This is a genomic window from Mycobacterium sp. (genome assembly GCF_032159565.1).
Taxonomy (GTDB): Bacteria; Actinomycetota; Actinomycetes; order Mycobacteriales; family Mycobacteriaceae; genus Mycobacterium.
In genome coordinates, this window is record NZ_JAVHWR010000216.1 from 45245 (window position 1) to 59350 (window position 14106).

The 14106-nt window shown below is 69.6% G+C and carries 12 protein-coding genes; 7 read left to right on the plus strand and 5 right to left on the minus strand.

Annotated features, from left to right (window positions below; all coding sequences use genetic code 11):
• Window positions 1-204: 204 nt before the first annotated feature.
• Window positions 205-909 (plus strand): ferritin-like fold-containing protein, encoded by a 705-nt coding sequence (locus QOC76_RS29765; protein ID WP_526363347.1) that lies wholly within the window; start codon window positions 205-207, stop codon window positions 907-909.
• A gap of 5 nt (window positions 910-914) precedes the next feature.
• Here QOC76_RS29765 and QOC76_RS29770 read toward each other — a convergent pair whose 3' ends face one another.
• A complete protein-coding gene (locus tag QOC76_RS29770) occupies window positions 915-1655 on the minus strand; it encodes an MmpS family transport accessory protein (protein ID WP_526363349.1) in 741 nt (246 codons plus the stop codon).
• 179 nt (window positions 1656-1834) lie between these two features.
• On the opposite strand from QOC76_RS29770, the gene QOC76_RS29775 reads away from it, so the two are divergent.
• Window positions 1835-2086, plus strand: coding sequence for a DUF3107 family protein (locus QOC76_RS29775; protein WP_526363351.1), 252 nt, complete (start codon window positions 1835-1837; stop codon window positions 2084-2086).
• Here QOC76_RS29775 and fasR read toward each other — a convergent pair.
• The gene (fasR, locus tag QOC76_RS29780) at window positions 2073-2726 is read right to left on the minus strand and encodes an HTH-type transcriptional activator FasR (protein ID WP_526363353.1); all 654 of its coding nucleotides are present in this window, start codon (window positions 2724-2726) and stop codon (window positions 2073-2075) included. The genes QOC76_RS29775 and fasR overlap by 14 nt on opposite strands.
• A 130-nt stretch (window positions 2727-2856) precedes the next feature.
• On the opposite strand from fasR, the gene QOC76_RS29785 reads away from it, so the two are divergent.
• From QOC76_RS29785 to QOC76_RS29795, 3 genes are all read left to right on the plus strand, one after another.
• On the plus strand, window positions 2857-3927 hold the full coding sequence (locus tag QOC76_RS29785; protein WP_526363355.1) for a DUF3152 domain-containing protein: 1071 nt from the start codon (window positions 2857-2859) through the stop codon (window positions 3925-3927).
• 89 nt (window positions 3928-4016) lie between these two features.
• Window positions 4017-5210, plus strand: coding sequence for an adenylyltransferase/sulfurtransferase MoeZ (gene moeZ, locus QOC76_RS29790; RefSeq protein ID WP_526363357.1), 1194 nt, complete (start codon window positions 4017-4019; stop codon window positions 5208-5210).
• 70 nt (window positions 5211-5280) lie between these two features.
• Window positions 5281-6144: a TIGR02569 family protein gene (locus tag QOC76_RS29795; RefSeq protein WP_526363359.1), complete on the plus strand. Its 864-nt coding sequence runs from the start codon at window positions 5281-5283 to the stop codon at window positions 6142-6144.
• 2 nt (window positions 6145-6146) lie between these two features.
• Here QOC76_RS29795 and QOC76_RS29800 read toward each other — a convergent pair whose 3' ends face one another.
• Window positions 6147-6443, minus strand: a complete 297-nt coding sequence (locus tag QOC76_RS29800; RefSeq protein WP_526363361.1) for an MGMT family protein — start codon at window positions 6441-6443, stop codon at window positions 6147-6149.
• A gap of 2 nt (window positions 6444-6445) precedes the next feature.
• Window positions 6446-7243, minus strand: a complete 798-nt coding sequence (locus QOC76_RS29805; RefSeq protein ID WP_526363363.1) for an alpha/beta fold hydrolase — start codon at window positions 7241-7243, stop codon at window positions 6446-6448.
• Window positions 7244-7306: 63 nt separating this feature from the next.
• On the opposite strand from QOC76_RS29805, the gene QOC76_RS29810 reads away from it, so the two are divergent.
• Together QOC76_RS29810 and QOC76_RS29815 are read left to right on the plus strand one after the other, a co-directional pair.
• Window positions 7307-10438, plus strand: a complete 3132-nt coding sequence (locus tag QOC76_RS29810) for an ATP-dependent helicase (protein WP_526363365.1) — start codon at window positions 7307-7309, stop codon at window positions 10436-10438.
• Window positions 10435-13686 (plus strand): ATP-dependent helicase, encoded by a 3252-nt coding sequence (locus tag QOC76_RS29815; RefSeq protein ID WP_526363368.1) that lies wholly within the window; start codon window positions 10435-10437, stop codon window positions 13684-13686. The genes QOC76_RS29810 and QOC76_RS29815 overlap by 4 nt, the downstream gene beginning before the upstream one ends.
• On the opposite strand, the gene QOC76_RS29820 is transcribed toward QOC76_RS29815, so the two are convergent.
• A complete protein-coding gene (locus QOC76_RS29820; protein WP_526363370.1) occupies window positions 13683-14078 on the minus strand; it encodes a DoxX-related protein in 396 nt (131 codons plus the stop codon). The two genes, QOC76_RS29815 and QOC76_RS29820, sit on opposite strands and share 4 nt — an antisense overlap.
• Window positions 14079-14106 lie beyond the last annotated feature (28 nt).

The window sequence follows — 14106 nt, forward strand, 5'->3', positions numbered from 1 at the left end:
TTCTCGTCGGTCATCATTCGCGTCCACGCGCGCACGAGTATGACGAGAAAACTTCGCGGGCCCTGCGCTGAGTTAGGCGGGCCGACTGCGTGCACGCACATTTCTTAGGTAGCGGCTCAGGTGTTTGCAGCCACCGCCTGCTTACATGATACCGGTAGGTTTGCCCTCCGGTCGCCCAGCCGGTCGCCGTCTACAGTTGGGCCCATGAGTTCGACGCAGCCTGCGGCATCAACGGAGCACATCGCCACCTCGGCGGCCTCAGGCGTGTCGGCCGATCATCCGGGCGTCAACGAACTTTTCGCGCTGCTGGCCTACGGGGAGGTGGCCGCCTTCTACCGGCTCACCGAGGAGGCGCGGATGGCGCCCAACCTGGCCGGCCGCATCAACATGGCAAGCATGGCGGCGGCGGAGATGGCGCACTACGAGTTGCTGCGCGACGAGCTGCAACGCCGTGGCATCGACACAGTCGCGGCGATGACGCGGTACGCGCCTGCGCTGGAGAACTATCACCGGCTGACCACGCCGAGCACCTGGCTCGAAGCGCTGGTGAAGACCTACGTCGGCGATGCGCTGGCGGCCGACTTCTACCTGGAGATCGCCGACGTGCTGCCCGACGACGTCTCAGCGGTGGTGCGCGCCGTGCTGGCCGAGACGGGTCACTCGCAGTTCGTCGTCGCGGAGGTCCGTGCGGCGGTGATCGGCAGCCAGCGGCAGCGTCACCGGTTGGCGCTTTGGTCGCGCCGGCTGCTCGGCGAAGCCATCACCCAGGCGCAGTTCGTTCTCGCCGACCGCGACGAACTCGTCGACCTGGTCGTCTCGGGCACCGACGGGCTGGGTCAGCTGACGCAGTTCTTCGACCGCCTCCAGCACACGCACAGCACCCGCATGCAGGAGCTCGGCCTGGCCTGACCCGCTCAGCGGGTGCAGTTCGCGATCATCGTGCTGTTGGCCTGTGAAGCCAGTGTCGCGCCAGACCCGTCGGTGATCGAGCAGCTGAGCTGCCCGCCCACGCTGGTCGCGGTGACGGAGCTGAGCTGGACCCCCGGATCCAGCGTCACCTGCTTGGTCCACGGCAGTGCGACGTTCACGTCGGTCTGCAGTGCGCCCTGCTGGTCGGTGTAGATGATCGTGACCAGATCGAACAGCTGACGGTTACCGGTCACGGTGTAGGTCACCGTGCGCGGGTCGCCCGCGGGCGGCGGCGCGGCTTCGGTCGGCTCGGCGACGGCACTCGGCGGCGCGGCCGTCGGCGTCGGCGTCACGCTGGTGATGGTCTCGGGCGGCAGCGCGGTGGCCGACGGCGCCCTGCGGACGCTGGGGGACGGCGCGGCGCTGGGATAGGGCACGGTAGCGCTGGTCTCGGGCGAGACCGTCGCGGTCGTGGTGCCGCTGTCGTTTCCGCTGAGAATCATCATCGTGCCCGCTACGGCGATGAGCAGCACGATGCCCGCGACGCTGGCCACCCACAGCCAGCGCCGGTCGTCCTGATCGGTGTAGTACCGGACGTCATCGTCGACGTTGTCGTAGTCGTCGTGCCCGTAATCGGCGTAGGCGTCGTAGTCCTCGGCGTCGGCGAGCTCGTCGTCCGAGTCGGGACGGTCGTGACTGCGGTCGGTGACCGATCCGGTCATCCAGGGCGAAGAAGGCCTGTTCATGCGCGTAATCCTCGTCAGTTCGAGTGGTGCAGGCCTGATGCTATCGAGGCAGAAGTGACAGATGAGGTTTAGCGTTCCGCGTGTCGGTAACGGTCCGGACTCAGTTCACCGTGACGGGTCCACTAGCCTTTCTCCTAAGAACGTTTCGCAGACGCAATCGTCTTCAGAAGGGGTGCAGCGTGGAGGTCAAGATCGGTGTCACGGACAGCCCGCGCGAGCTCAGCTTCAACAGCGCGCAGACTCCCACCGAGGTAGAGAAGCTGATCACCGATGCGCTGGCCACGGATTCGGGTGTGCTCGCGCTGACCGACGAAAAGGGTCGTCGGTTCCTGGTGCAGTCGGCGAAGATCACCTATGTCGAGATCGGCGCCGCCGACGTGCGGCGAGTCGGCTTCGGTGTGGTCGGCGCGGAGGCCGTCAAGAACGCGTGAGGGGCACGTGTGACAGTCCGCCCCAGGCAAACTGCACAGTGCCCTCGATCGCGTCGTCCTTGGAGATCGGCCGTTCGTTGTTCAGCCAGTACCGCGCGGAGTCGACGCTGACCGCCACCAGACCGACCGCGATCATCCTGGCGCGGTGCGCCTCGAGGCCGGAATCACGGCTGATCAGGTCGAAAACCGCATCCGTGCAGGACTCCGTCGCGACCTTGACCTGACCCGCGACCTGCGGCTCGGTGACATAGTCGTTTTCGAAGATCAACCGGTAGCCCTGGCCGTCCTGCTCGATGAAATCGAAGAACGCGGACACCGCGGCGCGCAGCCGCTGCCGGTTGTCGGTGGTGGTGCGCAGCGCCTGGCGCACACCGGACACCAGGTTGTCGACATGGCGGGCCAGCACCGCCAAGTACAGCTCTAGCTTCGACGAGAAGTGTTGATAGAGAACAGGTTTACTGACACCCGCGCGATCCGCGATCTCGTCCATCCCTGCGGCGTGGTAGCCGCGATCGACGAAAATCTCGCTGGCAGCGATGAGTAACTGCCCGCGGCGCTCATCGCGTGGCAGCCGGCTGCCACGCCGATTGGCGGCTGAATTGCCACCTCTCGGATCGGTGGCGTTGGCGAGTTCGCTCATCACTTCCTCTGTCTGGATTCGTTCGCATCGACACTACTACCCATTCATGGAGGTCCGCGTCAGGACGGCCGGTCGTCTTGGGGAGGCGCGCCGGAATTGCGTGCGCCACGCTCTATGCAATCCTGTTCCGGTGACCTACGAGCCGGGGCGTCGCACGCGGAGCGCCGGAGGCCAACCGCGTCGCGACCCGGAATCGAGCAGGGGTCGGGTTCCTGTGCTGCGCGACGAGTGGCGCGAGCCGCTGCGCGCTCAGCGCGACCCTCTCGCCGAGGATTCCGGGCGACCCAGGTCCAACCGCGCCGAGCGGCGCCGCTGGCGGAAGCAGACCTGGCTCGGCCGGTTCGTCTCGACCTATGGCTGGCGCGCATACGCGCTGCCCGCACTCGTCGCGCTCACGGTCTGGGTGGTGTATTCGACCGTCTCGGGTACCAGCGTGTCCAGCACCGACGAGGACCAGGGCCCCGCGCAGGGGCCGCCCACCATCGGCGCGGCCAGCACCGCGATCGTCGGCGCACCGCCAAAGGGGCTGACCCAGTTCGACGCCAACCTGCCGACCGGCATCCTGCCCGACGGCGGCCCCTACACCGAGGCGGGCGCCAAGACGTGGCACATCGTGGCGGGCAGCGATCCGAAGGTCGGGCAGGGCACCACCAAGACGTTCACCTACACCGTCGAGGTGGAGGACGGCATCGACACCACCTCATTCGGCGGCGACGACAACCTCGCGCGGATGGTCAGCCAAACCTTGGGCAACCCGAAGAGCTGGACGCACAACCCGCAGTTCGCCTTCACCCGGATCGACAGCGGCCAACCCGACTTCCGGGTATCGCTGACCACCCCGATGACGTTGCGCGAGGGCTGCGGCTACGAGATCCCCATCGAGACGTCCTGCTACAACCCGGCCTTCGCTCCCGACGGCCAGCCGCGCGTATTCATCAACGAGGCCCGCTGGGTGCGGGGTGCGGTGCCGTTCCAGGGCGATGTGGGCGCCTATCGCCAGTACCTGGTCAATCACGAGGTGGGCCACGCCATCGGTTACCAGCGCCACGAACCGTGCGCCGAGGACGGGCAGCTGGCGCCGGTGATGATGCAGCAGACCTTCTCCACGAGCGACAACGACAACTCCCGGTTCGATCCCGAATGGGTCAAGGCGGACGGCAAGACCTGCAAACCGAACCCGTGGCCGTATCCCATTCCGTGAGTTCGGGAAGCTCCCGGCGCTGATTGCCGTTGCTTTGACTAACTGCTGTGATGGAAAGCAAACCGCACTTCGAATCGAGGAGGGTGTCGGTGTCTACACCGTTGCCGCCGCTGGTAGAGCCTGCGGCCGAGCTGACGCGCGATGAGGTCGCGCGCTACAGCCGCCACCTGATCATTCCCGACCTGGGCCTCGACGGTCAGAAGCGGCTGAAGAACGCGCGCGTGCTGGTGATCGGCGCAGGCGGGCTTGGCTCGCCGGCCCTGCTGTATCTCGCGGCCGCGGGCGTCGGCACCATCGGGATCGTCGAGTTCGACGTGGTCGACGAGTCGAACCTGCAACGCCAGATCATCCACGGCCAGTCCGACATCGGCCGGTCGAAGGCCGAGAGCGCGCGGGACTCGATCCGGGAGATCAACCCGCTGGTCGACGTGCGGCTGCACGAGGTCCGGTTGGAGCCCGACAACGCGGTTGGGCTGTTCGAGCAGTACGACCTGATCCTCGACGGCACCGACAACTTCGCCACCCGCTACCTGGTCAACGACGCCGCCGTGCTGGCGGGCAAGCCGTACGTGTGGGGCTCGATCTACCGCTTCGAGGGCCAGGTGTCGGTGTTCTGGGAAGACGCCCCCGACGCGCCATCGGGCGAAAAGCAGGGCCTCAACTACCGCGACCTCTACCCCGAGCCGCCGCCGCCCGGCATGGTGCCGTCCTGCGCGGAGGGCGGCGTCCTCGGCATCCTGTGCGCGTCGATCGCGTCGGTCATGGGAACCGAGGCGATCAAGCTGATCACCGGCATCGGCGAGCCGCTGCTCGGCCGGCTGATGGTGTACGACGCGCTCGACATGACGTATCGCACGATCAAGATCCGCAAGGATCCGGCGACGCCGAAGATCACCGAGCTGATCGACTACGAGCAGTTCTGCGGTGTGGTGTCCGACGCCGCCGCCGAGGCCGCGGCCGAATCCACCGTCACGCCGCGCGAACTGCGGGACATGATGGACTCCGGCAAGCCGCTGACCCTGATCGACGTCCGCGAACAAGTGGAATGGGACATCAACCGCATCGAGGGCGCCGAGCTGATCCCGAAGTCGGCGTTCGAATCGGGCGAGGCGCTGGCCAAACTCCAGGTCGACCGGACCCCGGTGTTCTACTGCAAGACCGGTGTGCGCTCGGCCGAGGTGCTGGCCATCGCGAAGAAGGCCGGTTTCTCGGATGCGCTTCATGTGCAGGGCGGAATCGTGGCGTGGGGCCGCCAGCTCGAGCCCGACATGGTCATGTACTGAGTTAGCCTGCGCCGCGACACAGCTGGGTCAGCGAAGCCTTTCCGGCCTGCGGCGACGGTAGCCTGACGCTGTGACCGCCGCGACCGACGAATCGCCGCCAGACCATGTGCTGGCGGCGTTCGGCGTCAGTGGCCTGCGTCCCGTCGAGCTCGGCCTCGGCTGGGAGGGCGGCTGGCGGTGCGGTGAAGTCGTGCTGTCCATGGTTGCCGACCACGCCCGCGCCGCCTGGTCGGCGAAGGTCCGCGAGACCCTCTTCGTCGACGGTGTCCGGCTCGCCAGACCGGTGCGCTCGACCGACGGGCGCTATGTCGTCGCGGGCTGGCGGGCCGATACCTTCGTCGCGGGCACGCCCGAACCCCGCCACGACGAGGTCGTCTCGTCCGCCGTACGGCTGCATGAGGCGACGGCCAAACTGGAGCGTCCCCGGTTTCTGACCCAGCCGCCGGTCGCGCCGTGGGCCGACGTCGACGTCTTCATCGCCGCTGACCGGGCTGCGTGGGAGGAGCGGCCGCTGCAGTCGCTGCAGGCGGGCGCGCGGGTGTCGCCCGGATCGGCCGACGGTCAGCGCTCGATCGATCTGATCAACCAGCTCGCCGGACTGCGGAAGCCGACCAAGAGCCCCAACCAGCTGGTGCACGGCGACCTGTACGGCACAGTGCTTTTCGCGGGCACCGCGGCGCCCGGCATCACCGATATCACGCCCTACTGGCGCCCGAGTTCATGGGCGGCCGGCGTGGTCGTCGTCGACGCGCTGTCGTGGGGTGAGGCCGACGACGGTCTGGTCGAGCGGTGGACTCCGCTGCCGGAGTGGCCGCAGATGCTGTTGCGTGCGTTGATGTTCCGGCTGGCCGTGCACGCCCTGCACCCGCGCTCGACGGCTGCGGCGTTCCCGGGACTGGCCCGCACGGCAGCGCTGGTGCGGTCGGTGCTCTGAGGTCAGAACTCGTGGCGCGCTTCGGCCAGGTTGATCCGGCCGTCGCTGGCGAGCACACCCTCTGCCCGCAGTCGCTCGAGTTGGCGCGTGCTGAGATGCGGTGCGGGCCGTCCGGAGGCCCGGATCACCCGATGCCAAGGCAGATCCGACGAATCCGTCCGCATGATCCAGCCGACGATTCGCGGGCTGGAAAGCCCTGCAGCTGAGGCGATATCACCGTAGGTCGAGACCCGGCCCGATGGGATCGACGCGACGAGCGCGCGCACCGCTTCGACCTGTCCGTCGGTGATGGCGGCCACGGTCAGGCGTGTTCGAGCCGGTCGCGGATCACCGCGGCCGTCTCCGCGGGCTTGGCCTGGGCCACCATGTGATCGCAGTCGAAATCGACGAGCGAGAACCGGGGGCCGAGCTTCTCGTCCAGCGCGGTGATCAGTGCGTCGGTGACATACGGTGGCCGGGTACGGGCGGCGCGGACCAGTGTGGTGCGAATCCCCTTGTGCGGCACGACGAAATCGCGTGCCAGCTCACTCCAGTAGGACATCATAGCCGGAATGCTGATCCGCCAGCCGCAGCGGCCGTCGGGCCGCTCGATCATGTGCTCGTCGAGTTCGGCGTCCAATTCGATCGGATCCACGTCGGCCCACGAACCCGTCGCCTTCTCGTTGCGCGCCTCGTCGCGGTCGAGGTAGTACGGCGAGGCCATCATGTCGTCGGCGATGTTGGCCATCCACGCGCCGTCGAGGCCGACCGCCGGGTCGAGCAGCACCAGCGAGGCGACGAGGTCCGGGCGCGCGACGGCGAGTTGCAGCGCGACCGCACCGCCGAAGGAGTGCCCGACCACCACGACGGGGCGAGCGGTCTCGGAGGCGAGGAGGTCGGCCAGCGCGGTGACATTGGAGTCCAACGTCCACGGCGCTTCCCACGACGACCTGCCGTGGCCCAGCAGGTCGGGCGCGAGCACCGAGAAGCCTGGCAGGTGCTGCGTCGCCAGCGTCCGCCACCGCAGCCCGTGTCCAGTCAGCCCGTGGATCGCCAGGATCTGCGCCGGCTGCTCGGGACCGAAACGATGGACATTGAGGAAATGGGGGTTGCTGACCACGGCTCCGATGCTAAGGGCATCCGGTCGGCACGACTTGTCGGACCCTCGTGGTGTCATGCCCTCATGTCCGCACCGCACATCGCGCTTCACCCGACGGCGTTGACCGAAACCGGCATTCGCGGTCTGGTGCGCGTTCTCGGTGGCCCGGGCACGGGCAAGACCCGCGCGCTGATCGACGCCGCGGCGGCCCACATCGCCGACGGTGCCGAGCCGGAATCTGTTCTGCTGCTGACGGGTTCGGCGCGGTTGGGCGCGCATGCGCGCGCCGCCATCACAGCGGCGCTGCTGCAAGCGGGCAGTCGTGCCGTCGTCAGGGAGCCTCTGGTCCGCACGGTGCACTCGTACGCCTTCGCCGTGCTGAGGCTGGCCGCCCAGCGCAACGGTGATCCGCCCCCGCGGCTGATCACCACCGCCGAGCAGGACGGCATCATCCGCGAACTGCTCGCAGGCGATCTGGAGGACGGCGACAACGCGGCCGTCGCGTGGCCGCGTCAACTGCGGCCCGCGCTGAGCACCGTCGGGTTCGCCACCGAGTTGCGCGACCTGTTGGCCCGCTGCACCGAGCGCGGTGTGGATCCTTCTGCGCTGCAACGCATCGGCAGGTTGTCCGGGCGTCCGGAGTGGCTCGCCGCGGGTCAGTTCGCGCAGCAGTACGAGCAGACGATGCTGCTGCGGTCGGCCGTCGGCATGGCCGCTCCGCAGGCCACCGTGCCCGCACTCGGCGCAGCCGAACTCGTCGGCGCCGCGCTGGAGGCCTTCGCCGTCGATGCCGAACTGCTCGCCGCCGAACGCGCGCGGGTCACGCTGCTTCTGGTCGACGACGCCCAGCACCTCGACCCTCAGGCCGCCCGCCTGGTGCGGGTGCTTGCGGCAGGCGCCGAGCTGACCATCGTCGCCGGTGACCCCAACCAATCCGTGTTCTCCTACCGTGGCGCTGATCCGGCCCTGTTGCGCGGTACCGACGACGATCCGGTGATCACCTTGACGGAGTCGCACCGCTGCATGCCCGCGGTGGCCCGCGCCATCACCGGCGTCGCGCGGCGGCTGCCCGGCGCCGTCGAGGCCCGCGAACTTGTCGGCGCCGGCGACGATCCGGGCTCGGTCTCCGTGCGGGTGGCGGCGTCACCGCACGCCGAGGCCGCGATGATCGCCGACGCGCTGCGCAGGGCCCATCTCTTCGACGGGGTGCCGTGGTCGGAGATGGCCGTGATCGTGCGCTCGCTGCGGCAGAGCGGCGCGCCGCTGTCCCGCGCACTCACCGCCGCGGGGGTTCCGGTCATCAGCCCGCCGTCGGGCGTGCCGGTCGCCGAACAGGCCGCATCGCGGGCAATGCTGACGGTGTTGCAGGCCGTCGCCGACGGGCTGGACGGCGACCGCGCCATGCAATTGCTCACCGGGCCGATCGGCCGGGTCGATCCGGTGTCGTTGCGGCAACTTCGCAGGGCGCTGCGCCGAGCCGATCGAAGCCGGCCCCCGCGCGACTTCGGCGAATTGCTCGTCGAGGCGATGGAATCGCAAAAACTCTCCGTCACAGGTGATCTTGCGCGTCCGGTGCAGCGGGTGCGCGCCGTGCTGGCCGCCGCGCGGCGCAGCGAGGCCGACGGCGCAGACCCGCGCCACACCCTGTGGCAGGCGTGGCACCGCTCCGGTCTCCAGAAACGATGGCTTGCGGCCAGCGAGCGGGGCGGCGCGGCGGGCGCGAACGCCGACGCCGACCTGGACGCGGTCACTGCGCTGTTCGACGTGACCGAGCAGTACGTGTCGAGAACCGCCGGGTCGTCCCTTCGCGGCCTCGTCGAGCATGTGCGCGCGCTGGGTCCGTTGCCGACGGCGGGCGATCCGCCGCCCGACACCGACGGCGTCACGCTGGTCAGCGCGCATGCCGCGCTGGGCAGGGAGTGGGACGTCGTCGTCATCGCAGGCCTGCAGGAAGGGCTGTGGCCCAACACCACTCCCCGCGGCGGTGTTCTCGCGACCCAGTTTCTCGTCGATGTCCTCGACGGTGTCGTCGCCGACACCGCGGGCGTGTCCAGCCGGGCGCCGCTGCTGGCCGAGGAGCGCAGGCTGCTGATCGCCGCGATGGGCCGCGCCCGCAACAGGCTGCTGGTGACAGCGGTGGACAGCGAATGTGGTGACGACTCGATGCTGCCGTCGCCGTTCCACATCGAGCTCGTGCAGTTCGCGACCGACACCGATACGGCCACCACCGAGCCGGTGGCCGCCCCGCGGGTACTGGCGCCCGCGCCGCTGGTCGGCGGGCTGCGCGCGGTGGTATGCGCCCCTGAGGGCGCCGTCACCGATCCGGTACGGGTCTGTGCGGCAGCACAATTGGCGCGCCTGGCCGCCGCAGGCATATCCGGCGCCGATCCCGGACAGTGGTACGGCATGACCGCGCCGAGCACCGATGAGCCGCTGTGGGCGGGCGACGACCACGTGGTGCGGCTGTCGCCATCGACACTGCAGACGCTGGCCGACTGCCCGTTGCGCTGGCTGCTCGAACGGCATGGCGGCAGCGACGGACGCGACGTGCGCTCGGCCATCGGGTCGTTGGTGCACGCCCTGGTCGCGGATCCGGAAATGCGAGAGGGTCAGATGGTCGCCGAGCTCGAGAGGCTCTGGGAGAAGCTGCCGTTCGAGTCGGCGTGGTACGCCGACAACGAGCTGGCCCGGCACCGCTTGATGCTGTCCACCTTCGCGCAGTGGCGGGAGCAGACACGCGGGCAGCTCACCGAGGTGGGCACAGAAGTCGACGTCGACGGCGTGCTCGACTGCGACGGGGCGGCCGTACGCGTGCGCGGCAGGCTCGACCGGCTCGAGCGTGACGAAGCGGGCCGCCTGGTGGTCGTCGACGTCAAGACCGGTAAGTCGCCCGTCACCAAGGACGATGCGCAACGCCACGCGCAGCTGGCGATGTACCAGCTCGCCATCGCAGAAGGCCTTCTGCCGGAAGGCGATACACCCGGCGGCGGCAGGCTGGTCTACCTGGGCAAGACCGGCTCCGCAGGGCCGGCCGAGCGGCAGCAGGACCCGCTGACGCCGGATTCGCGCGGCCAGTGGCGTGAGCTGGTGGGCACGGCCGCGGCGGCGACGCAGGGGCCACAGTTCCTGGCAAGGATCAACGACGGCTGCGCACACTGTCCGGTGCGGCAGAACTGCCCCGCCCAAGCCTCGACCGACGAAGCGGCCACCCCGTGACACCGAAGTACAGTCCCGATGAGTTGGCCTCTGCTCTGGGGCTTTTCGCGCCGACCGAAGAGCAGGCCGCGGTCATCGCCGCACCGCCCGGTCCGCTGGTGGTGATCGCAGGAGCGGGTGCGGGCAAGACGGAGACGATGGCTGCCCGGGTGGTGTGGCTGGTGGCCAACGGCTACGCATCCCCCGGTGAGGTGCTCGGCATGACGTTCACCCGCAAGGCGGCCGGCCAATTGTTGCGCCGCGTCCGTTCCCGGCTGGCCCGGCTGGCGGGCACCGGCATCGTTGCCGGCGGCATGGACGCGGCCGACGACCCCGCGACGGTCAGTACCTATCACGCGTTCGCGGGCACGCTGCTGCGCGAGCACGGCCTGCTGCTTCCGGTCGAGCCCGACACCCGGCTGCTCAGCGAAACAGAGTTGTGGCAGTTGGCGTTTCGCGTCGTCACCGAGTTCCCGGGCGCACTCGACACGGACAAGACGCCGGCCGCCGTCACCATGATGGTGCTGCGGTTGGCCGGAGCGTTGGCCGAACATCTCGTCGACACCGAGCAATTGACCGATACCCACGTCGAGCTGGAGCGGTTGGTGCACACGTTGCCCGCCGGGCCGTATCAGCGTGACCGCGGACCCAGCCAGTGGCTGCTGCGGATGTTGGCCACCCAGACCGAGCGCACCGAGCTGGTGCCCCTGATCGACGCGTTGCACCGGCGGATGCGGGCCGAGAAGGTGATGGACTTCGGCATGCAGATGGCGTCGGCCGCCCGGCTCGCGTCGACGTTCCCGCAAGTCGGCGAGCAGCTGCGGCGCCGGTTCCGTGTCGTGCTGCTCGACGAGTACCAGGACACCGGCCACGCGCAGCGGATCGCGTTGTCGTCGCTGTTCGGTGGGGGAGTCGACGACGAGTTGGCGCTGACCGCCGTCGGCGATCCGATCCAGTCGATCTACGGCTGGCGCGGGGCCTCTGCGACGAACCTGCCGCGGTTCACCACCGACTTCCCCCGATCGGACGGCAGCCCGGCGCCGGCGCTTGAGCTGAGGACCAGCTGGCGCAATCCGCCGCGGGCGCTCTATCTGGCCAACGCGGTGTCCGCCGAAGCCAGGCGCCGGTCGGTGGCGGTGCAGGCGCTGCGGCCCCGGCCCGGCGCGGAACCGGGGACCATCCGGTGTGCGCTGCTGACCGACGTCGAGGCCGAACGTGACTGGGTCGCCGATCACCTCGCGCTGCGCTACCACGAGGCGCGCGACGCGGGCACTCCCATCCCGACGGCCGCGGTGTTGGTGCGGCGCAACGCGGATGCGGCGCCGATGGCCGACGCGTTGACCGCGCGGGGTGTGCCGGTGGAGGTCGTCGGTCTGGCCGGGCTCCTCTCCGTCACGGAGGTCGCCGACGTGGTGGCGATGCTGCGCCTGGTCGCCGACCCGGCGGCGGGAGCGGCCGCCATGCGGGTGCTGACCGGACCGCGGTGGCAGCTGGGTGGCCGTGACATCTCGGCGCTGTGGCGTCGCGCCGTCGAGCTGGACGACGTCGGCGGCCCGAGGGACCGCTCTTCGGCCGACCAGATCGTCGCCGAGGCGGCACCGGATGCCGATACCGCCTGCGTGGCCGACGCGATCAGTGACCCGGGGGCTGCGGACGGCTACTCGGTGGAAGGGCACCGGCGGATCACCGCGATGGGCCGCGAGCTGACGGCACTGCGCGGGCACCTTGCCCATCCGCTGCCGGATCTGGTTGCCGAGGTGCGCCGGGTGCTCGGCGTCGACGCCGAAGCCCGTGCGGCCCGGCCGCCGTCGGCGGGGTGGACCGGCACCGAACACCTCGACGCTTTCGCCGACGTGGTGGCCGACTACTCGGCGGGGCGCACGGGCGCGAGGGTGTCCGATCTGCTCGCCTACCTCGACGCCGCAATGGTGGTGGAGAACGGGCTGGCTCCCGCGGTGGCCGCCGTGGCGCACGACCGCGTGCAGATCCTGACGGTGCACGCGGCCAAGGGTCTCGAATGGCAGATCGTGGCCGTGCCTCACCTGAGCGGTCGCGTGTTCCCATCGACGGCGTCGATGCGGACCTGGCTCACCGACGCGTCCGACCTGCCGCCCCTGCTGCGCGGCGACCGCGCCACCATGGGCGACCATGGGGTCCCGGTGCTCGACACGTCGGATGTGAACGACCGAAAAGTCTTGTCCGACAAGATCTCCGAGCACAAACGGCGACTCGACCAGCGTCGCGTCGACGAAGAGCGCAGGCTGCTGTACGTGGCGCTGACCCGCGCCGAGGACACGCTGCTGCTGTCCGGCCATCATTGGGGCGCATCCGAGGGGAAGCCGCGCGGGCCCTCGGAGTTCCTCCTCGAACTCAAGGAGATCATCGACGCTTCGGCGACCGCCGGTGAACCGTGCGGGGTGGTCGAGCACTGGGCGCCCGCGCCGACCGAAGGTGATCCGAACCCTTTGCGCGACAAAGCAATCGAGGCGGTGTGGCCGGCTGATCCGGCGGGGCTGCGCCGCGGCGATGTGGATCGGGGAGCCGTCCTTGTCCGGCATGCGATGGCGGGAAGGCTTGACGGGCCGGACGACGACCTCGACGGCTGGGTCGCCGATGTCGATGCTCTGCTCGCCGAGCGGGTCCGGGTGCCACCGCAACGGCCCGTCACGCTGCCCGCCGCGCTGTCGGTGAGCAGCCTGGTGGACCTCGGCCGCGATCCCGACGCGGCGGTGCGCCGCTTGCGCCGCAGGCTGCCGGTGCGCCCAGATCCACATGCCCTGCTGGGCACTGCGTTCCACGACTGGGTGCAGCGGTTCTATGGGGCCGAGCGGCTCTTCGACCTCGACGACCTGCCGGGAGCGGTCGATGGGCAGTTGGTCCGTGAGAACGCCGAAAGCCTGGCCGAACTGCAGGCCGCGTTCATGGCTTCGCCGTGGGCCGCCCGCACCCCCGTCGACGTCGAGGTGCCGTTCGACATGGTCATAGGCGGCACGGTGGTGCGGGGCCGCATCGACGCGGTGTTCGCCGACGCCGACGGCGCGACCGTCGTCGACTGGAAGACCGGCGATCCGCCCGACACGCCAGAGACCAAGCGCCACGCGGCAATTCAGCTCGCCGTGTACCGGTTGGCGTGGGCGGCGCTGCGCGACGTGCCCGTCGACTCCGTCCGCGCGGCGTTCCACTACGTGCGGTCCGGCCAGATCGTCGTGCCCGACTCGCTGCCCGGCTACGAGGAGCTGGCCGCGCTGCTGGAGATACCGGCGGCCTAAGACTCCCGGTAGATCTTGAGCGCCTGGGTGATCATCGGAATCTGCAGCGGCACCCGGGCGATCGCGCCGATGCGCATCGGCAGCGGCTTGTCCTTCCACAACCGGACCATGTTCACGTTGGCCGGCAACACCGACACGAACAGCGCCACCGCGGCCAGTGCGCCCAGCTTGCGGGTGCGCGGTGCCAGCAGCAGCCCGCCGGTGACGATCTCTGCGACCCCTGAGGCGTGGGTGTAGACGCGCGCGGAGCCCGGCAGTTCGGCGGGGACGATCGAGTCGAAGGGTTTGGGGACCGCGAAGTGCAGCGCCCCCATGCCGACCAGCATCGCGCCCATCCGGGACGCGCGCGAGGGGTTGGCGATCTGCTGCAGTTCGGCCGGCGGGGAGGTCATGATTACATTGTGCTGGTGCGGCAGTCCC

Excerpts from the sequence above, each read along its gene's own strand:
- QOC76_RS29765 (WP_526363347.1), top strand. The coding sequence starts at position 205 with ATGAGTTCGACGCAGCCTGCGGCATCAACGGAGCACATCGCCACCTCG.
- QOC76_RS29770 (WP_526363349.1), bottom strand. The coding sequence starts at position 1,655 with ATGAACAGGCCTTCTTCGCCCTGGATGACCGGATCGGTCACCGACCGC.
- fasR (WP_526363353.1), bottom strand. The coding sequence starts at position 2,726 with ATGAGCGAACTCGCCAACGCCACCGATCCGAGAGGTGGCAATTCAGCC.
- QOC76_RS29810 (WP_526363365.1), top strand. The coding sequence starts at position 7,307 with ATGTCCGCACCGCACATCGCGCTTCACCCGACGGCGTTGACCGAAACC.
- QOC76_RS29820 (WP_526363370.1), bottom strand. The coding sequence starts at position 14,078 with ATGACCTCCCCGCCGGCCGAACTGCAGCAGATCGCCAACCCCTCGCGC.